Genomic DNA, 22,942 nt, shown 5'->3' on the forward strand with positions numbered 1-22,942 from the left:
GTTTTTTTTTGCGTCGGACCGTGTAAACACTACTTTTGTGCTACTTCAACGCCTCCTTAGCTCAGCTGGTAGAGCAACTGACTTGTAATCAGTAGGTCGCTGGTTCGATCCCGGCAGGAGGCTCATAGAGTGTGAAAACGCCTTGTAAATCAATGATTTGCAAGGCGTTTTTTGTTAATAGGCCGCTTAGCAGTGCGCTCTTTGGGCAATAGGTACCACGGGCGCAGACTAAGGGATTCTTGGCTGCCTTCAAATCACTGCTTGTCAGCCCTACCTTAGCTAGGGCTGTGAAGTGGGCGCGTCGCGCAGGGCGCATACATCCAGCCAGCTTAACTCCCCCAGCACATAGCGCCGATATAGCTGGGCGGCATAGCCCGTTGCTTTCTTAAACATAGTAGGGTGCGCGGCCTGCATTTGCGCCAGCACATACGCCCGCTGCTGCGGCGTTTGGGCAGCCGGGCCATATTTGGGGTCGTACGTCATCTGGTGATTTCTAATTTCCTGATTCCTGTTTTCAACTTCAGAGCCTGATCGTGACACTAGCATGGAAAGCTCTTCTTGCACGTTGTTGCGCGTGCATGCCGTGCGGTTGGCAGCCTTCCAGCGCGGGCAACAACGGCTGTTCAGAAGGTTTCACTTACAACACACCACAGGTTTCGGTACACCTTGCAGGCCGCCCAGATGGTTTCTTGAGCGAGTCAGGCAGTGAAAAATGGCCGGCACATGACCAGGTAGGAACTAGAGGAAGAATCGGTAGTAGTAATTTCATAGAGGCGTCCTAATAGCAGTTTGAATACTCTAAGATGCCTGCTAAACAGAACTATAAAAAGGCCACGTTTGGGTCTTTTGTGACATTGACAGCGCGGCTGGGCCTTCACGGCAAGCAGAGCCCTAGGAAACTAATTGCAGCCCCCCTACCAGATATGGGTTGCTGAAAACCGAGCGCTGCATCAGAAAAAAAGGCATCTGAGGGAGAGAGGAATACAGAAAACAGCCGCCCGCACCAGGCCTATTTTGCCGGATGCACGCAACGCTCTGGTTCAGCTAAACCTCTTTCTGCCATGAAAAAGCTTCTTACCTTCCTTTTCCTGCTGCTGCAAACCTGCTTACTAGCCTCCGCACAAACGGCAACCCCGGACATAGCAACCCTTGATGAACGCTATGGCTTTCGGGGTGCACGCTTCGAATCGACAGTTAACAAATACAAGGACCTGGTACTGGCAGAAAATGGCGGCGACACGAAGTTCTACCGGCGGACGAGTGATGTAAAAACGCTGGGAGAAGGCGAGCTTTCCTCAATCCGCTATGGCTTCTATAAGGGTCGGCTGGCCGTCGTGATTCTGGAAACCAAAGGCAGCCGCAACAGCCACCACGTGCTCGAGGCCATTCGCGGGGCATATGGCCCCGGCGTGCAGCGCAACCCCTATCAGTCGCGCTATGGCTGGAACGGCAAAACAGTGACGTTGAGCTACGACGAAAATGCGGCCAGTAACGACGCTACCATTTTCATCTACAGCAAAAAGCTACGGGCGCTGCAGCTAGAAGAGCAGAACAAAGCCGGCAAAAACCTCGGAATTCCGCAGTAAGTGCTTGCCGCTTCCCGTTGATTTTCAACCTAGCCTTTTGGGCTTCAAACCTCCGCTGGCAGGGCTAACATGGCCTCGGTGTGACAACACTGCTCCAAAACTATGGCGGCAAAACCTACTGCTGGAAATACGACAAAGCGGACACCAACGACCAGTGGCGCACCCGCGTCCGGCGAGCGGGGCGGGGTTGGCGCAACACCGGTTTACTAGGTAGCTGAGCCCACCGAAGCCGCCCTGTTACCTCGGCCTTCACGGGCTGCAGCCGCGGCCGCGGCAATCCGCCGAAGGCAGTTTCTGTAAAGAGAGCGGGTTGTCCGTCCCGGTCATAAATCCAGCCCAGCTCAGCCCACCCCAAATACCGGCCCGTGGTGGCATACAACAACTCCTGATCAAACCAGGCCAGCACTTTGCCCTGCGCATCAAAAATAGCCTGGCAGTTGTCGTCGGCGAAGGCAATAGCAACGCCAGCCTTGTTGAAAAGGGGTATCATAACAGTAGCAATAAGCCTAGCTACTGTATAAACGAACACCGGTATCGGGCCGGATTGGGTGGCCTCCTGCGTTTACCTATTGCTTCCTGGAAAGCTGCGACGAACTTACTAGGCCTGCTACTGCTGTAAACGGGCGTTGCTGCTATAGGGCGCCCGTATCTACCTGCTGTTCTACCTCTGCCTGCACCGCGGGTGCTACGTTTGAAAATAGGTCGTACCCCGTCGCCGCTTCGATGGCGTCGACGCTGGTGCGGTAGCTGCCCCAGTCGGCGCTGAGGGTTTGGTTATTGGGCATATCAACGGCAATAACGCGGGTAGCAGTCGTCACGCGGGTGGCGTCGCGGGTGCCAGTAGGCAATATCACAATCACCTTCCAGGTGCGGGCAGGCACCGTAATGCGGCCCTGGTCCAGGGTGGTTTTGTAGCCGTTGGAGCCGGTGCCGCCGCGGCCGTAGCTACCACAGATAATGTAGAGCTCGGTGGTTCCGGCATTTACCTGCCGGCGGCAAAAATCCTCGAGCGTGGCCCACGTCTGTTGGTTGTTGCGCGGCGCCTGCGGCATCATATTCGTCATCAGAAAGGTGGCCGAATTGCTGGATGCCGTAGCCGTACGGTCGGCGGAGGGGCAATTGTGGCCCCGGTCAAAGCCGGACCCGGTGTAGCTGCTGGCTTGCACTTGGTACCAGCCGGCGGGCAGGCTGGCATCGGCCCGGAAGTCATCCTGCCGGGTGCTGTTTCCTAGCCAACTGGCCGCAAGGTGCCAGCTTACCCAATTGGGCTTGCCTTGGTCGCGGTGATAGGAAAGGGCGTATTCGGGCTTCAGAAGCAGATAATTCTGGGGCGAATTGGTGTCGGGGGTTGCGCCGCTGGGGTTGCCTAGGGCCAGATGATCGGCCTGTGCTTCGGGTGTCGGATCATCGGAAGCGGAGGAACAGGCAGAGGCCCACAGGCCGGCCAGCAGCAGCGCCAGGCAGGTTCCTGGCCGCAACCGGGGTAGTGCGTACAACATTGCCTAAAGGTAGGCAGCTGAACTATAAGAATGGTTTAGCTTGTTAAGCGCCCTAACAGGAAACCCACGCCCCTGTTTAGAGGTAGTATTCCTACGTATTTATCAGGCTTGCCCGTATGCATCATCTCATTTATAGCAGTACTGCCACGCATCCATTCACCGATAACGAGCTCCAGGAACTGCTGACGTATGCCCGCCTGCACAATGCGCAACAGAATATCACTGGCTTGCTCCTGTATCATAACCGGGAGTTTATGCAGCTGCTGGAAGGCAATGAGGCGGATATAAAGGCCCTGTACGATAGAATCAGCGAGGATTCGCGCCATGCCAGTGTTGTAAAAATTGCCGATAAGCACGTTGAACATCGCAGTTTTCCTGATTGGTCGATGGCCTTTGTACCCTTAGAAGCCGAGCAATTTGCCCAATTGGCTGGGTACCTATCCCCTGCCAATCTGCAACTTACCCGCGACGGCCTAAGCGCGGCCGATTCCCTGCTGCTAAACCTGATGCAAACCTACATGCTAGGTTCAAGCAAGTAAGCAACCGGATACATGTGCTGGCTACCCTTGGTCGGCACGTTTGTAAACAGCCATATACGCCGGACAAGTATTGCTCCGTGGAGCGGCCAGATTTTTCACGGCCGATTCACTTGCGTACCTTCCCTCATGATTCAACGCTATTTGGGAGGAGTACTGCTGGCTATACTCCTATCTGTGCAGGTTGCACGGGCCCAAAGCCCCCAGTCTCGCCCCCTGCAACGAGCCCTGGCCCGTGCTACTTCCGATACGGCACGGGTACTGCTGCTGGCTGATCTGGCCGCCACGTACCGCTACTCTCACTTCGACTCGGTGCAGTGGTATGCCCGCCAGGGTCTGGCCTTGGCGCGCCGCATTGGCTACGCGAAGGGCGAAGGCCGCTGCCTTTCCCGGATTGCTATTTTGATGGGCGAGCGGGGTAATCTGCCGCAGGCGCTGCGTATAGACTTGCAGGCCCTGCGGCTAAATGAGCTCAGCCACGATCTGGAAGGAACCGCCCGGACGCTCAATCAAACCGGCCTGCTTTATTTCGCGCTCGATGATTTTCGGCCTGCGCTCAGCTACTTTTTCCGGGCCCAGAACTTATATGACCAGATTCAGACTCAGGACACGTCGCAGATAATCAGCGTTCTGACCAATATTGGGGCTAGCTACGGCGGGCTCGGAAAGTTTGACTCGGCTGCCTTCTACCTCAACCAGGCCTGGCACCATACTGCCCACTCCCAGAGCGTGCACCACAGCTGCTGGGGCAATCCGGCCCCTTATGTGTTGCGGGAACTCGGGCGGCTGCAGGCGGAGCAAAAGCACGGAGAAGCCGCCAAAGCCTATTACCGGCGTAGCGTAGGTGCCTCCATTCCTGAAAACGACCGCCGCAGCGCCAGCCGGGCCTATCAGTACATGGCGGAGCTGTATCAGGATGAGCATCAGACCGACTCCTGCATTTATTACGCCCGAAAAGCGCTGGCACTGGGCCAGGAACTGCCCTTTGTGGTGGGCATCGCGCGGACCAGCGCCATGCTCACGCAGTCTTTTGAGGAGCGTCGCCAGCCCGATAGCACCCTGAAATATATGCGGGTAATGCAAATGGCGCAAGATAGCCTATACAATCCGCGCCGCATTAAACAACTCGATGCCATTGGGTTTGCCGAGCAGCAGCGCCTGCGGAAATTAGAAGCGGAACAGGCGGAATTCAGCCAGCAGGTGCGCATGGCCACCCTACTGGCTGGGGTTGGGGTCCTGCTCCTGATATCGGTGCTGCTTTGGCGCAACAACCGCCAGCAGCAGTATGCCAACCGGCGCCTATCAGATCTGAATGAGAAGGTAACGCAGCAAACCTGGGAGCTGACCACCCAGCGCGACAGCCTGGCGCGTACGCTGCAGGAGCTGAAAATCACACAAGGCCAACTGGTGTTGCGCGAAAAAATGGCCTCGTTGGGGGCCTTGATGGCGGGCGTGGCGCACGAAATACAAAACCCCGTGAGCTGCGTGCGCAAGTTTGCCGCTATCAGCGCGGAACTTTGTGAAGAAGTGCGGCAGGAATTACTCCGCTCCGGCGTCAGGACCTACGACCGGGAAATTCTGGACGAGATGCTCCAGAACCTAAGACAAAATCAAACCAAAATCATGCATCATGGGCAGCGGGCTGAGTCCATTGTGCGCGGCATGTTGGAGTACTCGCAGGAAGGCGGCGGCCCTCGCCAGCCGACCGACCTCAACGTTCTGGCCGAAGAATACCTGCGACTGGCATACCATGACCTGCGCGCTAAAAACCGCTACTTCAATGCCGCTCTGCTTCCCCGCCTAGATCCGGCAGTGGCTACCGTAGAGGTAGTGCGCCAGGATGTGGGGAGGGCGCTGGTAGGCATATTCAGCGCGGCATTGCTCGCGGTGCAGCAGCGCTTGGGCGCCGCCGAGGAAGACTACATCCCGCAGGTGGAGCTCATCACCAAACGCCACGAAAACACTGTGGAAGTGCGGGTCCGGGACAATGGGCCAGGCCTCCCGCCGCATGCGTTGGCTACTGCCTTCAACCGGTTTCCCGGCACGGAGGCAGCGGCAGAAACCGGGTTGGGCTTGCCGCTGAGCTATGACATCATCACGAAAGGACATGGCGGCTCGCTTACTATCAACAGCCAGCTGGGCGAAGGCACCGAGTACGTTATTACCTTGCCCGCTCCGGTTGCCGTGCTCAGCTAGCCTAGCAGCTAGCTAACTGATTACCACCGGAGTTGGTGCTTCCCCTAGGCGAAGCGCAGTTTCTCCGGCAGTAAAACCTTACGAGTACCGACTGCGTGGCGACAAGCAAGGGCTACTGCTTTTCCGCGCCCTAGCGAATGCAGAAACCTGTAAGCACTACAAATTCGCCATGTCACAGTTTGCAGGTATTTTCTGTTTACAATAGCATACAAAAAGGCGTATTTTGACCAATTTATGCAGCTTGCTTCTCATTCTGCAGCAATCTGCTTCCGGATTCTTCTGTCACAAATAGCGGGTAGTTTACCTTGGCTTGTGGCCGCTAGCACCGCACTTTTGTATATCCCTCCGGTAGTAGGAGCGCATTGCTTCTGCTGCCTCACTCGTCCCCGTTCCCCTTTTCCACAACCAAGCTACCTGAAGGCCGGTGCGTACAGCACTGGCCTTTGCGGTTTTATGAGTTTTGCGCCGGTTTCAGCTGAGTATAAACCTAGGGCGGCAACAAGGCAGCATCGCAAAATACAAGTAAACTTGTAGCCAGATAGCGGGCTAGTAGTTATGCTAGCAAAGCGCGCCCTCGTTGCTTTCACCTCCAGGTTTTCGTATAATGTTTGTTTCTATCCGCAGGGCTACGGTGAGCGTGCTGCTGAGTGCTGCTAGTATGGCGCCGCTGGCCGCTCAGGTACTGCCATCCCCCGCTACCCAACCCGCCGACACAACCCGTAAGTATGAAAACCCAGGCGGCATTCCGGCGGAAGCGAAGCGCCCTTGGTACCAGGGCAAGCTAGTACGGGCCACTATTGTGCCCGCGCTTCTTATCGGCTACGGGGCATCTACCATCAATAACAACGGCTTCTACAGCAGCTTCGATGCGCGCCGCGACATTCAAAAGCAGTTTCCTGGCTTTCATACCCGCGTAGATGATGCCCTGATTTTTGTGCCGTACCTGGAGTTGGCTGCCGCCACGCTGGCGGGCGTGGAGTCGCGCAACGACCGGCTTAACACAGTCCTGGTTATCGTAAAGTCGGAGGTAATCATGGGGGCCCTGGTGTTGGGCCTGAAAAACACCACCAATGTGCTTCGGCCTGATGGCAGCACCCGCAACTCCTTTCCTTCGGGCCACACTGCGCAGGCGTTTCTGGCGGCTAGCATTGTGCACACCGAGTTTCGGCACAAAAGCCAATGGTACGGCGTAGGGGCCTACACCGTAGCAACTAGCGTGGCGGCACTACGCATGCTCAATAACCGGCATTGGCAGTCTGATGTGGTGGCCGGCGCCGGCATTGGCATCTTATCGGCCCACCTGGGGTACCTGACGCACCGCAACCGCTGGGGCCGCAAGCCGCGCCTAGCCGGACTACACGCCAGCCCCATGACCTGGCCGGGCGGCACCACCGGTTTCTCCCTCACGTGGCGGCCACAATAACCGGTTGCCAGCATTAACCGACCTAGCGGCTCTGCTGGTTTGAAGCGGCACTTAGTGCCCGCGGGCCAGCAGTGCTATGCCCACCACTATGCTCACCAGCCCCAGGGCCTGCGACCAGGATAAGGCTTCGCGCAGCACCACCAGGCCCAATACCGCCGTCAGGAGCACCGAGCCGCCCACAATAACCGGCGTACCTACCGAGGATGGTACGCCGCGGCCAAACACAACAAACGTCAGGATTTCGGCCAAGCCTACGCCTAGCCCTGCCAAGGCCGCCAACCCTACGCCCGTGCTACTGATATCCAGCGGCTGGCCCTTCAGGCGCAACCACAGTAGCCATATCCCGCCTAGTGCCGCCGCTACCAACTGCAAAATCACAGCGCCAGCAGCAGCAGAAATATGGCCCGAAGCCAGCTTGATAAAAAAGTTGTATCCGGCCAGGCACAGGGCCGTGAGCAGGGCTAGTAAAAGCCAGGGCATACGTAATAACTAAGTTGGCTGAGCGACTTACTTCAGCCGTTCGAGAAGTTCTTTCTGCAGGTGCTGCCAATTTTTGGCGTCATCGGTACCAGTCCAGAAGGCCTGCAATTCCGAGTTGCGCAGGATGCTGCTGACAGCCTGCTGGGCCAACTCGCGCATATATTCCCCCCGTCGGCCATCTATCTTCCCGATTACTAGCAGCAAGTCGGCCGGAAAGTCGCGGGAAGGTTTGCCCAGAATAGCGGCCACAATTTCGGCGGCAGCTAGTGCTTCGCTGGTGTCATCGGCCAGAGTCGAGCCATCCTCGGCCGCTACCAATTCCAGAGCCTGGCGTAGTGCACTATCGTCGGGGTTGTCCCGAAAGCTGCCGGCGAAATCCGCAGCGACATCATTGTCGAAGTTAAAGTAGCCCCAGGTGCTCATAGATGGATGGGTTAGAAGTGAAGCAGTATTTAGCAGACGTGAGAACTACCAATTTGTTCCGCAGTGGCGGTTCGTGGGCAAATGCTACCTAGGCATTTTTCAAGATGCAATTCACTTGTTATGGAGTAGTTAGCTCGCCATTTCTGAATCGTTACTTAAACTTTTCCTTTAGCAGCTCCAGCTCAATAGCCGGTGAAATTTTCTCATAGAGAATATGATACGCCGCCATGGTAATGGGCATGTTCACCTGCAGCTTCCGGTTGATTTCGTAAATACTTTTGACGGCATAATACCCCTCGGCCACCATGTTCATTTCCATCTGCGCCGACTTGACGCTATAGCCGCGCCCAATCATGTTGCCGAAGGTGCGGTTACGCGAAAACTGGGAGTAGGCCGTTACCAGCAAGTCGCCTAGGTAGGCGGAGGCCGACAAGTCACGCGGCTGCGGGTTGAGGGCGTGCACAAAGCGGCGGATTTCCTGCACGGCGTTGCTCACCAGCACTGCCTGAAAGTTGTCGCCGTAGCCCAGGCCGTGGGCAATGCCACAGGTGAGGGCAATGATGTTTTTCATTACGGCGCAGTACTCAATGCCATCCAAGTCTTGGGCCGGGTTGGCTTTTACGTAGCGGTTGCGCAGCAGGCGGCAGAAGTCCTCGGCCAGCTCCATGTCCGGGGAGCCTATGGTGAGGTAGCTTTGCTTTTCCAGCGCCACTTCCTCGGCATGGCACGGCCCAGCCACTACCCCCACGCGGCTATGCGAGAGCCGAAAGCGCTCGGCCACATAATCCGTCACGAGCACATTTTTGCCCGGAATCATGCCCTTAATGGCCGAAATCACGCGCTTGTTTTTCAGCGTGTCACGGTCCAGCTTATCGAGGGTGCTTTGCACAAAGGCGGCCGGCACCGCCAGCACCAGCCAATCAGCATCCCGCACAGCCTCTTCCAGGTCGGTGGTGGGGTGTACACGGTCTAGGTCAACAGCTACAGAGGAGAGGTAGCGCGGATTGTGGCGGGTGCGCAACAGGTGCTGCACGTCGTCCTTGCTGCGCATCCACCAGTGAATGCGGCTGCCATTTTCAGAGAGAATTTTGGTCAGCGCGGTGGCCCAGGAGCCGCCGCCAAGCATGGCTATTTTTTCCAAGGGTGGGAATTGGTAAAGTACGGAATAAGGGGAAATGAGGCGGATAACTTAGGGTAGCGCCCAGGGCGCAGGCCGCGCGGTGGGCACACGCACTCCCCTTTCGCTAGCCGCAGCATTTCACCGACAGGTCAATCTTAGCCAAAAAAAACGAGAGGCCGCCCCTGCGTGCTGCAGCGGCGGCCCCTGGTTATACGTTACGGGCTCAATCTGAACGAGAAGCCGGCGCTTACTTATTTGTCGCCTTCGTCGGAAGCATCTTCTTTTAGGGCGGCTTTGTCCAAGGTCTTGGCATCCTTGATAACCACCAGCGCGCCGTCTTTCAGCGTTTTGGACACGGCCCGGAACGGTCCGCTCACAATCTGGTCGCCGGCCTGAATGCCACTGATGATTTCCATGTTCTGGAAGTCGCTGATACCAGTTTTTACCGGCGTCATTACGGCCTTGCCGTTACGAATCAGGAAAACTACCTCCTGCACCTCGGCTTTTGGAGCGCCAGCCGCGGCAGCCGGAGCGGCCCCTCCCCGATTCACCTGCACGGCGGGCGTACCAGGTTTGGCAGCCGTGGTAGTGCTGTCGGAGCGCGTGGTTACGGCGGCCAGGGGCACGCTTAGCACGTTGGCCTTGCGGTTGGTAATGATATCCACGGAAGCCGTCATGCCGGGGCGGAACGGTACGATGGTGCGGCCTTTTACGGAGCGCTGCAGCTGGCGGTACGACTCAGGCAGCAACCGGATGCGCACTTCAAATTCGGTTACGGCTTCGGCCGTTAGGGCATCTTTAGCCGTGTTGGCAATGCTGGTTACTAGGCCGCGGAATTTCTGATCCTGGCTGGCGTAGGAGTCCACCTCGACATCCACGGAGTCGCCGAGGTCCACGTTGATGATGTCGTTTTCATTCACGCTCACCCGCACCTCCATGTTGTTGAGGTTGGCAATGCGCATAATTTCGGTACCGGCCATCTGGGAGGTGCCCACTACCCGCTCGCCCTTTTTCACATTGAGCTTGCTTACGGTGCCGCTTACCGGCGAGTAAATAGTGGTTTTATCGAGGTTGCGGCGGGCTTCATCGAGGCTGGCCTGGGCGCTGCGCACCGTGCTCTGGGCCGCCCGAATGCTCTGGCGGGCCGAGTTTACTTCTTCCTGCGAGGCATCGTAGGCAGCCTTGCTGGCCTCATAATCGGCCTGCGAAATTACCTTCTGCTTGAACAGCGAGGCATTCCGACGATACACCAACTCGGTTTGCTTGGCGTTAGCCAGCAGCTGCTGCAAGCGGGCCTGGGTCTGGCCTACGTTGGCGCGCTGCGTGTTTACCGTAGCTGACTGCATGTTCACCATGGCCTGGTAGTTATCGGGCCGAATGCGGAGCAGCAGCTGGCCTTTTTTCACAGAATCGCCTTCCTCCACGTACAGCTCCGTGATTTCGCCCGATACGTCGGGGGAAATTTTCACTTCTGTTTCGGGCTGAATTTTGCCCGAGGCGCTGACCTTCTCCACAATAGTGGCGGTAGCGGCCTTCGCCGCCAACACCTCCGTGCCAGGTGGCTTGCCAATCCAACCTTTCTTCTTCGCTACCAAGACGCCGCCAACCACTACCAGCAACACTGCCAGCAAGATGTATATAGTGCGGTTATTTTTCATTTAAACAGACTTAGAAACGTAAAACGTAAGAGCTGATAAAGCAACTTCTGGAAGCCAGGTTACTTCAGGAGCCCGACCACGAAAGTACTAGGTCTTCCGACCGGTGAAACCTACTTACAAGCTAAGCGGCCGGCCCTGGTAGAAGTCAAGCACCTTGCTGCGGAAGATAAACTCATACTTGGCCTGAATCATCGTCGACTCGGCTGCCGTCAGGTTATTTTTGGCAATGTTGAATTCCGTGCCGTTCAGCAGCCCGTTGTTGAAGCGGATTTCTGAGTTGCGGTAGGCTGTGGTGAGGGCCTCCACTTGGCGCCGCGCCGAGAGGTAGCGGCGCTGGGCGGCAATGGCATCGGCGTACGCCTGCTGAATGCTCTGGCGCAGCTGCAGGCGGGTTTGTTCGGCTCGTAGCTCCTGCTGCTGAATGGTAATCTGGGCGCGCTGCACGCCGGTGCGCGTTTGCAGGCCGTTGAGAATAGGGATTTGCAGCGAGAACTGTAGGCTTTTACCCAAGTTGTCCTTTATCTGATCTGAGAACTTGGAGGGCAGAAAGTCAGGAATAGCCTGGCTGGGCTGCAGCAGGAAATACTGGCTAGGGGCCGGCAATCCGTTAAGCCCCGGCTGAAACACCGGCACCTGCACCGCATCCGTGGAGTCGCCGTTAAACACGCGTGCCAGTCGCGACGAGGAGAAACCCGTGAAAATGCCGGCTCCGAAGGCTAATCGGGGGTAGTAGGCTCCGCGGGCAATGTCGAGGTTGCGCTCGGCGGAGCGTACGCGTAAGTCGGCGGCTTTGATTTCGGGCAACAGGCTTTGCGCCGTTTGGTAGGTTCCGTCGGGGTCAGCCGCCAGCAGCGGTTGGTCGTCGGGGTCAGCCAGCGGCGGCACCTCAATCTGGAAGCCCGTCGGCGACGGCAGGTTGAGTAGCTGCGTAAGCGAGAGGCGGGCCAGGTCGCGCTGGTTTTGGGCCGTAATCACGTTAAGCTCGTCGGAGGCTTGCTGAGCCTGAATATCCAGCAGGTTGCTTTCCGGAACCGAGCCGGCCTTCAGCAGCTTCTGGGTGCGCTCCACCTGGCTTTTGGTGCTACTCAGGCGCACTTCGTTGGTGCGTACTAGCTCCTCAGCCAGCACCAACTGCAGAAAGGCCGACGCTACGTTCAACGACAAATCATTGCGCGCCTTCTCAATATCCAGCACCGTTGCTTCCGACTCCAGCGCGTTGCGTTTCACCGTATTGCGCAGCTGAAACCCCGAAAACAGCGTTAGCTGGGTGTTGGCTGAGAAGTTGTTGGAGCGGATGGTCTGGCTGACGAAGTCGTTGGTAAGCGGGTCAAGGCTGGTACCGTAGTTCCAGGCTTGCGTGCCCGAAAGGTTGGCCGTGGGCAGCAAAGAGGCCCGGCTCTGGCGCAGCGTGGCGTTCTGCAGCTCCGAGGTTAGCTGCTGCTGGCGCACCGTCAGGTTGTTTTGCAGGGCATAATTAATAGCACGCTGCAGGCTCCAGGGGCCGCTCGGGACGGCCGCGGCTAACGCTCCTGCCGGGGGCTGATTCGGAGCGGTGGGGGTCTGAGCCAGCACCAACGTTGGCAGCAGGCTCGCTGAGGCACTCAGCAACAGCCAATAAAAACGCTTCATAAGGAGAGGTAGTTGGCGTTAGGATACGGGGCCTTTCAGATGCTGGCGGCGGGTGGCCTAGGCCACCAAAGGTATCTGACTGCTAGCTCCAATGTTGCTGCAAATCAACCAACCAGCCAAAAAACGCCGTTAACCGGATAGATTCCGCCGCTAGTCGATGGTAGGGATATAGGTTACGCGGTGCACCCAGCGTAGCTGGCGCAGATACTCCAGGGTAATATCGCGCAGGCCGGAGTCAATTTCGATAAACTGCCGGGCCGCGTCGTGCTTGCCTTTCCTCGACACGAACATGGTGGCAATGTTGCACTCATCGTGGGCAATGACCGAGGCAATAAAGGCAATAGAGCCGGGCACGTCGTCGGCATCAATAATGAGTGTGTGCAGAGAAGCAGAGAAGTCAGACGGAAACCCATCCACCTCCACAATTCGGATAACGCCCCCACCCCGGCTCTGGCCAATAACCTCCACGGCCTGGCCCGTACGCTCGTCGCGCAGCTGCAGCCGGATGGTGTTGGGGTGCATGGTTGAGGCGTTGCCAACTCCTTGAAAGGTGTACTGCAGGCCGGCTTCCTGGGCGTGGTCGAAGGCCTCGCGGATGCGCACGTCATCGGTATTCATGCCCAACAGCCCGGCCACAATGGCGCGGTCGGAGCCGTGGCCCTCGTAGGTGCGGGCAAAGGAATTATAGAAGGTGATGGTAGCATGCGTGGGCGTGCTGCCCAAAATGCGGATTGCCGCCCGCGCAATCCGCACTACCCCGGCCGTGTGCGAAGAGCTGGGTCCAATCATCACGGGCCCAATCATGTCGAAAATACTGGATTTCTCTGCCATATACGCGGTAAAGGTATAGGAAATGATGAGATGGTGTAATATAGATAAGAAAAGCGTGCTGACTTCCGGGGCGGCCTCTGGCCGGGAGGTTGGGCTCAGACAAATACCTAGGGGGAGAAAGCAGCGTAAGGCAAAGCACACCGGCGGCAGCCAGCAAGCCCGGTCCGAGACAATGTTTTACTACCCCCTCGCAGCCGCTCAACCCATCGTTGGTATTTTGCCATCTTTGCAACGTAGCACCCACTACTCTCTACCCTCCGCCCTTTCCCTATGACCTCTTTGGAAGAAGAATTTTCGCCAGCCGTTGTGGCCCAGCTTCGGCGCCTGCAGGAGCGCTATTCCGCCGATGACCAGGATCTGGCCGGCTACCTCGAAGGCCTCTACCACACCCGCTACCTGGGCTACTGGGACTATATTCAGCTGGATACGCTGCTAAGCCTGCAGCGCCCTCTGACCACCATCCCCGACGAGCGGATTTTTATCATCTACCACCAGATTACGGAGCTGTATTTCCAGCTGTGCTTGTGCGAGTACGAGCAGCTAGGCAACCTGCAGCAGCCAACCGTGGAGGAAATTGTGCTGCGCGTGGGCCGCATTAACCGCTACTTCGAAAACCTGATCGACTCGTTTGATGTGATGGTGGACGGCATGGACAAGCAGCAGTTTCTGCAGTTCCGGATGGCCCTGATGCCGGCTTCCGGCTTTCAGAGCGTGCAGTACCGCATGATTGAGCTAGCCAGCACCAGCCTCAGCAACCTTGTACCCGAGGAGCGCCGCCGCCTGCTAGGCGAAGCCGCCGCCCACGATGAGCTAATGGGCTGCATCTACTGGAAATCGGGCGCGACGGTGGTGGAAACCGGAGCCAAAGCGCTAACCCTCGTAGAGTTCGAGAAGAAATACGGCGAAAAGCTACTGGAGCACGCCCGCCACTTTGAAGGCCGCAACGTGTGGGCCGTGGTGCAGCGCCTGCCGCCCGGGCCCGAGGGCCAGCAGCACCCGCGCCTGCTGCGCCAGCTTAAGCAGCTGGATGTGTGCGTAAACGTAAACTGGCCCCTGATGCATTACAAGTCGGCGGTGCGCTACCTCGAGCGCCGCCCCGATGCCATTGCTGCTACCGGTGGCACTAACTGGAAGCAGTATCTGCCTCCCAAGTTCCAGCGCCGCATTTTCTATCCTCAGCTCTGGACCCAAGAAGACCTTGCTGACTGGGGCAAAGCATGGGTGGAAAGCGTGCTGGGCGGCTAATAGTTCTTTGCTATTACACTACATACACTTTACTCGATATACGTACCTAGTATGAAAATACCCGGCTTGCTTGCCTCCTTGGTCCTGGTTGCCACTGCGGGAGCTGCCCAAGAAACCAAAAAAGTGGAAACCCAGCTGGGGCGCTACGAAAAGGAAACATACTACGTATTGCGCAGCAAGCCCAGCGTAAAACACGGGCCTTTCACCCGTATGCGGGGAGCTCAACCTAGCCTTACCGGGTTTTATAAGCTAGGGCTCCCCGACAGCACCTGGACTGAATACAACCGGGATGGTACGCGGGCGGCAAAGGGCACATTTTCGAGGGGCCAGAAAGTAGGCGCCTGGGACTATTACTCGCGCGGTGATACCCTTATCCAGACCTACGACTACACCAGCCAGCAACTGCGCTATGCCCTCGTAACTCCCAAAGAGCGCGCCACCTTGTACACAGTAGTAAGCGGCTCTGAAACCAAACAGTCGTTGTTGGATCGGCCGGCTATGTACGTGGGCGGGCAGGCGGCCATGCATGCCGCCATGGGCTCCCAGATGAGGTATCCGGTGCAGGCTATGCGCAAGAGAACCCAAGGTGAGGTTCGTATTGAGTTTATTGTGGATGCGCAAGGTCATGCGTCTGGCCATCGGATAAAGTCCGGCATCAGCCCGGAATGCGACCAAGAGGCACTACGCGTGGTAAAGCTCATTCCAGACGCGTGGCTTCCGGCGCTGCTTCAGCAGCAGCCAGTGGCAACGGTAGTTGAGGTTCCTATCAACTTCAGGATGATGTAAAACACTTCGGGCCGCTACCATTTCACCTTACGGAGAGGGGTAGCGGCCCGAAGTGCGTTGCGCCGGATTGTTATCTACTTCACTGTGAAGCTAACCTGAGAGTTTTCCCAGGCCATAGTTACCACTCCAGCTTTGTCGGTGGAGATGGTGAACTGCTCCACGGGCTGCAGGGTATTTGTGGGCTTCACCTTCAGCCGAAGGGCGTCTTGTTTGGCATCGTACTTATAGGAGCCCCACTGTTCAGCTGTTTTGTTGAAGATGATGGTCCACTCCTTTTCCGTAGGGATGGTAAATAAGGCATATTTGCCAGCAGGCAATGCTTGGCCATTGATGGTAACGGCCTTTTTAGCTTCAAACGTAGTAGCCTCGTTGGCTCCGGTGCGCCACACCTGGCTGAAAGGCACCAGCTCCCCGAAGATTTTCCGGCCTTTCATGGAAGGGCGGCTGTACTCTATAGTAAAGTCGGCTCCCGTCACCGTAGCAGCCGGGCTCGGGCGCTTCGACTTGTCTTCGGCGGGATTCTGAGCAAAAGCCGGTGCCATCAGCAACATCAGGCACAGCCAGCTCAGCGTGAAAATAATACGGGCAGGTAGCGTTTTCATGGGCAGTAAGGCTTGATGGATGAACACTTGAGAGTCAAGAGCTAGCTAGTAAAAATTCCGACGCAACGCAATGATTAATACCTAACGCAAAGCTGATTAGCGCTTTATAACCAACCAATTACCCAAAGCGGCTACTGCGGGGCCTCACGTACCACAAAGCTGACTTGAGTATTCTCCCAGGCCAGGGTTACCTCACCGGCTTGGTTGGCCGTTATCAGAAACTGCTCTACCAGGCCAGTGGTAGGCGCCGGTTTGGCTTGCACACGCAGGATATCTTGCTCCGGCTGGTACTCGTAGGCGCCCCACTGATTGGGGGTCTGGTTGAAAATAATTGTCCAGGATTTTTCCGTCGGGATGGTGAACAGGGCGTAGGTGCCGGCTGGCAAGGGCTGGCCCTGCACCAGCACGTTTTCGGTTACGGTGAAGGTAGTAGCCTCATTAGCCCCGGTGCGCCACACTTGGCCATACGGAACTAGGCCCCCAAATATCTTGCGCTCCTTAGCTGAGGGACGGCTGTAGCGAATGGTGAAGGTAGCATTGGTTACGCCGCCAGTTACCGTGGCCTGGGGACTGGGGCGAGTGGGCTTTTCTTCTGGATTTTTTTCTTGAGTACAAGCCGCAACTCCTACCAGTAGCAGAAGCGTCAGCAGATTAAAATACCGCGTGAGCGGGTGCATATAGGACATGAGAGTCATGTAAGAATGAACCGGGAACCTGAATTACAGTCCCGTACCGAGTGTGGATAAGAAGGAGGGAACCTTAGAGCAAGAATTATACCTTAACTACGTTGAGCAGGTTGCTTTCTTTGCCAATGTTGCGTTAAAACGCCCCGAAAAATGCAACCTTTCCGCTAGCATACTCACTCTTACTACGTAATCGCTTTTCATTTACTTACACCGTATGTCCTTTCAGTTTCCTAAAAAAATACAGTTTTTGACACTCCTTGCGCTTCCTACCCTGCTGGGTGCCTGCCAGTCCCTGGAGCAGAAGGAAGACTCCTGCGTCACGAACGTGCTAGCGCCTGTAAGCGCGCTTTCCAGCGTAAAAACCGGCACTACCAGCACCCCGCTGGAAGTATACTACACCATCCCGATTGTGAACAGCTGCGGCCAGTTTGTAAAGCTGGAGGAAAACCGCCAGGGCAACAATATCTACCTGAGCCCGCTGGTTCGGTACGAGGGCTGCGTGTGTGCGCAAACGAAAACCGACTATAAGGGCACGTATACCTTCACGGCGGCGCAACCCGGCAAATACGTGGTCCACTTTCTCAAAGCTGATAATGCCGTGCTCACAGACACCCTCACCGTGAAGTAATTCGCGGCGCTACTCGGCCTCTATGCGGGAGGTAGTGCGGGTGTCGGGCATGCGTAGGTACACAACCAGGGAAGCGGCAGCGCAGGCCGTCACGTACCAGTAAAACCACTGCTCTACCCCGCGCTCCTTGGCCAGGAGGGCAATGTACTCGGCAGTACCTCCAAAGATGGCCACCGTAAGCGCATACGGCAACCCTACTCCCAAGGCTCTGATTTCAGTCGGAAATAGCTCGGCTTTTACCACTGCATTGATGGATGTATAGCCGCTGACTACTACCAGTGCCACCACAAGCAACCCAAACGCCGCGCCGGGCCCGGAAGCATGCTCCAGGGCCTTCAGCAGCGGCACGGTTAGCAATGTGGCACCTACCCCGAAAAACAGGAGCACCGGCCGCCGCCCAATTCGGTCGGAAATGGCACCTAGCAATGGCTGCAGCAGCATCGCTACCCCTAGGGCACCAAAGGAAACCAGCGTCGCCTGCCCCTTCGTGAAGCCCGTGGTATTCACCAGAAACTTCTGGATATAGGTAGTAAAGGTGTAGAACACAACCGTGCCGCCCAAGGTAAGCCCCACCACCGTCAGAACTTCGCGCGGGTGGCGGAGCAGCAAGGTTAGCTGGCTGGGCTTGTTTGCTTGCGCTTCGTCGGTGGTGGCGTGGCGGGTGAAGGCATCGGTTTCTTCCATGGCGCGCCGCAGATACAACGCTACTAGGGCCGCGGCCGCTCCAATACCGAAAGGCACCCGCCAACCCCAGGCGTACATTTGGTCGGAGGTTAAGGCCTGTTGCAGACCTAGCTGCACAAACAGGGCCAGCAGTTGCCCAGCAATCAGGGTGACGTACTGAAAGCTGGAAAAGAAGCCCCGGTTGCGCTGGTCGGCCATTTCGCTCAGGTAGGTAGCCGAGGTGCCGTACTCGCCGCCCACACTCAGGCCCTGCAGCAGGCGCGCCAGCACCAGCAGCACCGGCGCCGCTACCCCAATCTGCTGGTAAGAAGGCGTGAGGGCAATGAGTAAGGAGCCGCCACACATCAACAGCACCGAGGCCAGCAGCGCCGCCTTGCGTCCGGCGCGGTCGGCGTACACGCCCATCAGCCAACCGCCCAGCGGCCGCATCAGAAAGCCCACTGCAAAAATGGCCGCCGAGTTAAGGAGTTGCGCCGTAAGGTCGCCCTTCGGAAAGAAGGCCGGCGCGAAATACAAGGCAAACGCCGAGTACACGTACCAGTCGTACCACTCCACTAGGTTGCCCACGGAACCGCTAAAAATGGAGCGGATGCGCGAGGCCATGGTGCGCGGCGCCTGAGAAACAGAATGAGCCATAAGAAGGATGCTAGGAAAGCCAGCGGCCGAAAATAGCGGAATACCAGTAAGCGCCGGCAGTGGTCCGCGCACCTGTGCCAGGTTCTGCTACCTTTGGCGAATCGTTCTTTGTCTGTTATTCCAGTCAGACGAGCGGCAGGTTGCTGGCCCTAGGCCAACACAAAAAGGGAACCGGGTGCAACTCCCGGACAGACGCGCTACTGTAAGTACCGGCGGCCTACGGGCCGCGGCTGCTTTCCGGTTAGCCCATTGCCCGGCATGTACCCGGGTGAGAAGGGCGGAAAGCAGGGTACAAGTCAGGAGACCTGCCTGCCGCTGTTGATGAGAAGGTTCCTTCGCGACTTGAGGGCCTTGTCGGGTGCTGCTATGGAGCTCGTTGAAGTATCCCTCTACCACTACTAGGTATCTGCGGGGGTGAAAGGCACGAACGCACCTAGCACCTCGGTAAGCGCATTTTAGGCTAGCAACAGGACCCCACGGAGGCAGACCAAAGCACTAGCTGTGGTTTCACTTTTCACCTTTCCTGCTCTAATGTCAACGCTTGCCGAAAAAATCAGCCGGGCCGAAACGCGCATTTTTAAAGCCGTTTTTCCCAACACCACCAACCACTACGATACCCTGTTTGGGGGCACTACCCTGCACCTCATGGACGAAGTGGCCTTCATAACTGCTACCCGCTTTAGCCGCCTCAAAATGGTCACGGTGTCATCTGATAAAGTTGACTTTACCCACCCTATTCCTGGGGGCACCTTAGTTGAGCTGATTGGGCGCGTAGAGCACGTGGGCAACACTAGCCTCAAGGTGCGGGTAGAGCTGTTTGTGGAGCAAATGTATTCCGAGGAACGACACCGGGCTGTGTCGGGCTTATTCACGTTTGTGGCCATAGATGAGCACAAGCGTCCGGTCCGGATTCTGAGCCCCGATGTGGCTGCCGTATAGGAAACGGGCCATTACTACTTGCCGAGATGCTACGAGGTGAGTGCTTCGAAACAAGCGTGTTACGGGTGAGTTACAGGATTATTTTTATAGGAGACTGAACCTTTATTGTCGTGTTTCACGTTTGAAATGCCGTTCCCTTGTCCTATAGTATGGCAACTGAAAAGAATTACTCGCCTGAAATGAATGCCCGTTTGGAACAGTCATTTCGGGAAGCGGATGTAGCCCGCGAAGAACTAACCGACTCTATGGCAAATTCAGTGGCCGCTAACTGCGACCTACTTCACCACGGCCTTGTAAGCGCCAAAGGGTTAGAAGTTACAACCGAAATGTACCGGCATCTGCTGGGCAATCTGCTACGCCATCCCTCCGGCGAAGTCCGGACGCAGGCGCTAACGCTCTTCAACGAATCGATGGAGAAATTCTGGCCCCGTTTGCAGTCTTCCTCCGTAGGAACGCCATCCGACGGGCACTACTAGCCCCACGCCCTTTTCACTGGTTCCGCACCCGTATATAAGCCTCGGAAAGCTCGTTGCAGCTTTCCGGGGCTTTTTGCTGCTTTAGAGCTGCGTATCTTTGCACTTCCGTTACAGTCCTTACGGTTCAAAGGCTAACTCCCTTTCACCTTTAGTATGCCTACTACCCAAGAAATTGAACTACTGCTACCGCCGGAGGTAGCTTTCGATGAGCTAGCCCGCTACCGGGCCTTGCTCGATGCCGCCGGCCTAGTGCCTGGTCAGGCCGATTTTGTGCATTTGCGTAAACGCTCCATTGATGCTCGGGGCCGCCAACCGCTCGTACGCCTACGCGCCGACATCTACCAGACCCCACCGCCGGCTGAGCTGTTTGGCCCCTGGTTTACGTATCCTGATGTCAGCCAGGCCCGTCGCTCTGTCCTTATAGTAGGTGCCGGGCCAGCTGGACTTTTTGCGGCGTTGCGAGCTATTGAGCTGGGCATAAAGCCTATTGTGGTGGAGCGCGGCAAAGATGTACGTACCCGCCGCCGCGACCTAGCGGCGCTCAACAAAGAGCACCTGGTCAACCCTGACTCCAACTATTGTTTTGGAGAAGGCGGCGCCGGCACGTATTCCGATGGCAAGCTCTATACCCGCTCCACCAAGCGCGGCGACATCCAGCGGATTCTGCGCCTGCTGGTGCAGCACGGCGCTACCCCCGATATCCTCGTCGATGCGCATCCGCACATTGGCACCAACAAGCTGCCCTATGTGGTGGCCGCCCTGCGTGATAGTGTGCTGCAAGCTGGGGGCGAAGTGCACTTCGAAACCCGCGTGGATGACCTGATTCTGGAGCACAACCACTTACGCGGCGTGGTAACGGCTAGTGGCCAAGCGCTGGAAGCCGATGCCGTGATTCTGGCTACTGGCCACTCCGCCCGCGACATTTATGAACTGCTGCACCGCCGAGGTGTGCTGATTGAGGCCAAGCCGTTTGCCTTGGGTGTGCGCGTAGAGCACCCGCAACAGCTCATCGACCAAGCCCAGTACCGCCGCCAAGACCGGGGTGTATTGCCGGCTGCTTCGTACTCTTTGGTGCATCAAACCCAGTGGAAAAGCCAGCAGCGGGGCGTATTTTCCTTTTGCATGTGTCCCGGCGGCTTTATTGTGCCGGCAGCCACCGCTCCGGGTGAGGTAGTGGTGAATGGCATGAGCCCTAGCCGCCGCGATTCACGCTTTGCTAATTCCGGTATAGTAGCGGCCGTGGAGCTAGAGGATATGGATGTGCGCCAGTACGGGGCCTTGGCGGGCCTGCGGTTTCAGCAGCAGATTGAGCAGCGTGCCTGCCAGTTGGCCGGCAACACGCAGCTAGCACCTGCCCAGCGCCTCGGCGACTTTTTGAAAAACAAAGTTTCGCCGGAGCTGCTGGAAACCAGCTACCAGCCCGGTCTCGTGTCGGTGCCGATGGACAAAGTGCTGGGTGCAGGACTGGCGGAGCGGCTGCGCCAGGGCTTCCAGAACTTTGGGCGTAAAATTCCGGGGTATGCCACCAACTTGGCTCAGATTGTGGGGGTTGAAAGCCGCACCTCCTCGCCCGTCCGGATTCCGCGCGACCGGGACACGCTGCAACACCCCGTGGTATGCGGCCTGTTTCCGTGCGGAGAAGGTGCTGGGTACGCTGGCGGTATTGTGTCGGCGGCTATGGATGGGGAGCGGTGCGCCGAGGCCGTTTTGGCTTCTATTAGGGCCTAGTATATGGCTGCTAGCCCGCTTTTGCTCGTATAACCTCAGCACTACGTTTTACTTTCTCACTACAAACAGCCGACGGCCTCAGGCTGAACGCTCGCAGCATATGAAAAAGACCCTTGTTCTCGGGGCTAGTGATAACCCCTCACGCTACGCCTACCGGGCGGTGCATCAGCTTAAAAACCACGGCCACGAAGTGGTGCCCGTTGGTATTCGTAAAGGCCAGGTGGCGGGCCTTGATATCCGGACGGACCGCCCCACGGCTACCGATGTGGATACGGTAACGCTGTACGTGGGCCCGCAAAACCAGCCCGGCTGGTACGATTATATTCTGGACCTGAACCCGAAGCGTATCATTTTCAACCCCGGCACCGAAAATCCGGAGCTAGAGGAGCTGGCTCAGCAGCGCGGCATCCGCACCGAAGAAGCCTGCACCTTAGTTATGCTTTCGGTAGGCCAGTACTAGCCTTTAAAGTATCAGTAACCCTGCCCGCAGCGCCCTACTCTCTGAACCACGTTCAGGCGGTAAGGCGCTGCTTTATTTTATCCAGGCTATTTACGTTACTAGGCCCGTCTGTTAATTCAACTCGGCACAAATATTGTTCAATTCAAGAAGTCAGATTTTTGCTGCCTTTTTACTTATCCTTTTCTACTACCTATATGAAAAAAGCTCTCCTCTTGCTTATTCCGGGTGTATTTGCGGCAGCCAGCTGCGTTACGCAAACCGGGGATGTGGCTCCCTCCCATATCGTTCAGATTAATATCCGGGCCACCAACATGACGAGCGGTTATGCCGCCGATATGCGGGTGCTGATGGATGCGGGAAAAAGCACAACCACGGTATATTCTAAAAACGCTTTTCAGGGCAATGAAACGTTCATGCATGAGGAGAAACCGGTAGCAGCCGGTACTACCTTTACTGCGGAGGTTGGTTTTCAACCCGTTTCAGGCCAGGCTGGCGCCGTCCCGATAAACACGACACTGACGGCTACTATTTTAGTAGATGGCGTGGTAAAAAACACGGTTACGCTTACGGGCTCTACCCCCGTAAATACGGCAGGCGCCCGAGCGGCTACTATTTCGGCAACGTTGTAAGCAGCTACTATCCTTCTTATAAACCGAGTAAGCCAGACCCACCTGTGGATCTGGCTTACTCG

General features: G+C 56.9%; 24 protein-coding genes, 1 tRNA gene and 1 riboswitch. Of the genes, 13 read left to right on the plus strand and 12 right to left on the minus strand.

The window, feature by feature from the left end:
• Nucleotides 1-50: 50 nt before the first annotated feature.
• Nucleotides 51-123: transfer RNA gene (locus ACYVGU_RS06760), tRNA-Thr, on the plus strand.
• A 156-nt stretch (nucleotides 124-279) separates the two neighbouring features.
• Here ACYVGU_RS06760 and ACYVGU_RS06765 read toward each other — a convergent pair.
• Entirely contained in the window at nucleotides 280-483 is a 204-nt protein-coding gene (locus ACYVGU_RS06765; RefSeq protein WP_460611807.1) for a hypothetical protein, read from the minus strand.
• Between the two features lie 578 nt (nucleotides 484-1,061).
• Here ACYVGU_RS06765 and ACYVGU_RS06770 point away from each other — a divergent pair.
• The gene (locus ACYVGU_RS06770; protein ID WP_460621403.1) at nucleotides 1,062-1,586 is read left to right on the plus strand and encodes a hypothetical protein; all 525 of its coding nucleotides are present in this window, start codon (nucleotides 1,062-1,064) and stop codon (nucleotides 1,584-1,586) included.
• Between the two features lie 115 nt (nucleotides 1,587-1,701).
• Here ACYVGU_RS06770 and ACYVGU_RS06775 read toward each other — a convergent pair whose 3' ends face one another.
• Nucleotides 1,702-2,076: a 4-fold beta flower protein gene (locus tag ACYVGU_RS06775; RefSeq protein ID WP_460621404.1), complete on the minus strand. Its 375-nt coding sequence runs from the start codon at nucleotides 2,074-2,076 to the stop codon at nucleotides 1,702-1,704.
• A 142-nt stretch (nucleotides 2,077-2,218) separates the two neighbouring features.
• The gene (locus ACYVGU_RS06780; RefSeq protein ID WP_460621405.1) at nucleotides 2,219-3,085 is read right to left on the minus strand and encodes a DNA/RNA non-specific endonuclease; all 867 of its coding nucleotides are present in this window, start codon (nucleotides 3,083-3,085) and stop codon (nucleotides 2,219-2,221) included.
• 116 nt (nucleotides 3,086-3,201) lie between these two features.
• Between ACYVGU_RS06780 and ACYVGU_RS06785 the strand changes: the two genes are divergently transcribed.
• From ACYVGU_RS06785 to ACYVGU_RS06795, 3 genes are all read left to right on the plus strand, one after another.
• Entirely contained in the window at nucleotides 3,202-3,624 is a 423-nt protein-coding gene (locus ACYVGU_RS06785) for a BLUF domain-containing protein (RefSeq protein WP_460621406.1), read from the plus strand.
• 126 nt (nucleotides 3,625-3,750) lie between these two features.
• Complete coding sequence (locus ACYVGU_RS06790; RefSeq protein ID WP_460621407.1) at nucleotides 3,751-5,817, plus strand: ATP-binding protein; 2,067 nt, start codon at nucleotides 3,751-3,753, stop codon at nucleotides 5,815-5,817.
• Between the two features lie 604 nt (nucleotides 5,818-6,421).
• On the plus strand, nucleotides 6,422-7,240 hold the full coding sequence (locus ACYVGU_RS06795) for a phosphatase PAP2 family protein (RefSeq protein WP_460621408.1): 819 nt from the start codon (nucleotides 6,422-6,424) through the stop codon (nucleotides 7,238-7,240).
• A gap of 51 nt (nucleotides 7,241-7,291) precedes the next feature.
• Here the strand turns inward: ACYVGU_RS06795 and ACYVGU_RS06800 are convergent, their stop codons facing one another.
• The 6 genes from ACYVGU_RS06800 to sdaAB form a co-directional block, all read right to left on the minus strand.
• Nucleotides 7,292-7,720, minus strand: coding sequence for an EamA family transporter (locus ACYVGU_RS06800; protein WP_460621409.1), 429 nt, complete (start codon nucleotides 7,718-7,720; stop codon nucleotides 7,292-7,294).
• Between the two features lie 27 nt (nucleotides 7,721-7,747).
• Nucleotides 7,748-8,143, minus strand: coding sequence for a DUF4259 domain-containing protein (locus ACYVGU_RS06805; RefSeq protein WP_460621410.1), 396 nt, complete (start codon nucleotides 8,141-8,143; stop codon nucleotides 7,748-7,750).
• Between the two features lie 151 nt (nucleotides 8,144-8,294).
• Nucleotides 8,295-9,284, minus strand: coding sequence for an NAD(P)H-dependent glycerol-3-phosphate dehydrogenase (locus ACYVGU_RS06810; RefSeq protein ID WP_460621411.1), 990 nt, complete (start codon nucleotides 9,282-9,284; stop codon nucleotides 8,295-8,297).
• Nucleotides 9,285-9,514: 230 nt separating this feature from the next.
• Nucleotides 9,515-10,921, minus strand: coding sequence for an efflux RND transporter periplasmic adaptor subunit (locus ACYVGU_RS06815; RefSeq protein ID WP_460611797.1), 1,407 nt, complete (start codon nucleotides 10,919-10,921; stop codon nucleotides 9,515-9,517).
• A gap of 114 nt (nucleotides 10,922-11,035) precedes the next feature.
• Nucleotides 11,036-12,550, minus strand: coding sequence for a TolC family protein (locus ACYVGU_RS06820; protein ID WP_460621412.1), 1,515 nt, complete (start codon nucleotides 12,548-12,550; stop codon nucleotides 11,036-11,038).
• Between the two features lie 150 nt (nucleotides 12,551-12,700).
• Nucleotides 12,701-13,381 carry an L-serine ammonia-lyase, iron-sulfur-dependent subunit beta gene (gene sdaAB, locus ACYVGU_RS06825; protein WP_460611795.1) on the minus strand — a complete coding sequence of 227 codons (681 nt, stop codon included), beginning with the start codon at nucleotides 13,379-13,381 and terminating at the stop codon, nucleotides 12,701-12,703.
• A gap of 270 nt (nucleotides 13,382-13,651) precedes the next feature.
• On the opposite strand from sdaAB, the gene ACYVGU_RS06830 reads away from it, so the two are divergent.
• Entirely contained in the window at nucleotides 13,652-14,626 is a 975-nt protein-coding gene (locus ACYVGU_RS06830; protein ID WP_460621413.1) for a tryptophan 2,3-dioxygenase, read from the plus strand.
• A 51-nt stretch (nucleotides 14,627-14,677) separates the two neighbouring features.
• On the plus strand, nucleotides 14,678-15,412 hold the full coding sequence (locus ACYVGU_RS06835; RefSeq protein ID WP_460621414.1) for a TonB family protein: 735 nt from the start codon (nucleotides 14,678-14,680) through the stop codon (nucleotides 15,410-15,412).
• A 74-nt stretch (nucleotides 15,413-15,486) separates the two neighbouring features.
• On the opposite strand, the gene ACYVGU_RS06840 is transcribed toward ACYVGU_RS06835, so the two are convergent.
• Nucleotides 15,487-16,014: a DUF2911 domain-containing protein gene (locus ACYVGU_RS06840; RefSeq protein WP_460621415.1), complete on the minus strand. Its 528-nt coding sequence runs from the start codon at nucleotides 16,012-16,014 to the stop codon at nucleotides 15,487-15,489.
• A 131-nt stretch (nucleotides 16,015-16,145) separates the two neighbouring features.
• Nucleotides 16,146-16,700 (minus strand): DUF2911 domain-containing protein, encoded by a 555-nt coding sequence (locus ACYVGU_RS06845; protein WP_460621416.1) that lies wholly within the window; start codon nucleotides 16,698-16,700, stop codon nucleotides 16,146-16,148.
• A 214-nt stretch (nucleotides 16,701-16,914) separates the two neighbouring features.
• On the opposite strand from ACYVGU_RS06845, the gene ACYVGU_RS06850 reads away from it, so the two are divergent.
• On the plus strand, nucleotides 16,915-17,328 hold the full coding sequence (locus ACYVGU_RS06850; RefSeq protein ID WP_460621417.1) for a hypothetical protein: 414 nt from the start codon (nucleotides 16,915-16,917) through the stop codon (nucleotides 17,326-17,328).
• A 9-nt stretch (nucleotides 17,329-17,337) separates the two neighbouring features.
• Here ACYVGU_RS06850 and ACYVGU_RS06855 read toward each other — a convergent pair whose 3' ends face one another.
• On the minus strand, nucleotides 17,338-18,648 hold the full coding sequence (locus tag ACYVGU_RS06855; RefSeq protein WP_460621418.1) for an MFS transporter: 1,311 nt from the start codon (nucleotides 18,646-18,648) through the stop codon (nucleotides 17,338-17,340).
• Between the two features lie 120 nt (nucleotides 18,649-18,768).
• A riboswitch (cobalamin riboswitch) is annotated at nucleotides 18,769-18,975 on the plus strand.
• Nucleotides 18,976-19,179: 204 nt separating this feature from the next.
• Between ACYVGU_RS06855 and ACYVGU_RS06860 the strand changes: the two genes are divergently transcribed.
• The 5 genes from ACYVGU_RS06860 to ACYVGU_RS06880 all read left to right on the plus strand — a co-directional run bounded on the left by ACYVGU_RS06860 (nucleotide 19,180) and on the right by ACYVGU_RS06880 (nucleotide 22,880).
• The gene (locus ACYVGU_RS06860; RefSeq protein ID WP_460611788.1) at nucleotides 19,180-19,587 is read left to right on the plus strand and encodes an acyl-CoA thioesterase; all 408 of its coding nucleotides are present in this window, start codon (nucleotides 19,180-19,182) and stop codon (nucleotides 19,585-19,587) included.
• A gap of 149 nt (nucleotides 19,588-19,736) precedes the next feature.
• Nucleotides 19,737-20,063 (plus strand): hypothetical protein, encoded by a 327-nt coding sequence (locus ACYVGU_RS06865; RefSeq protein WP_460621419.1) that lies wholly within the window; start codon nucleotides 19,737-19,739, stop codon nucleotides 20,061-20,063.
• Nucleotides 20,064-20,216: 153 nt separating this feature from the next.
• On the plus strand, nucleotides 20,217-21,791 hold the full coding sequence (locus tag ACYVGU_RS06870; RefSeq protein ID WP_460621420.1) for an NAD(P)/FAD-dependent oxidoreductase: 1,575 nt from the start codon (nucleotides 20,217-20,219) through the stop codon (nucleotides 21,789-21,791).
• A gap of 100 nt (nucleotides 21,792-21,891) precedes the next feature.
• Nucleotides 21,892-22,251 (plus strand): CoA-binding protein, encoded by a 360-nt coding sequence (locus tag ACYVGU_RS06875; protein WP_460611785.1) that lies wholly within the window; start codon nucleotides 21,892-21,894, stop codon nucleotides 22,249-22,251.
• A gap of 194 nt (nucleotides 22,252-22,445) precedes the next feature.
• Nucleotides 22,446-22,880, plus strand: coding sequence for a hypothetical protein (locus ACYVGU_RS06880; RefSeq protein WP_460621421.1), 435 nt, complete (start codon nucleotides 22,446-22,448; stop codon nucleotides 22,878-22,880).
• The last annotated feature ends 62 nt before the right edge of the window (nucleotides 22,881-22,942 follow it).

The organism is Hymenobacter tenuis, from assembly GCF_054780495.1.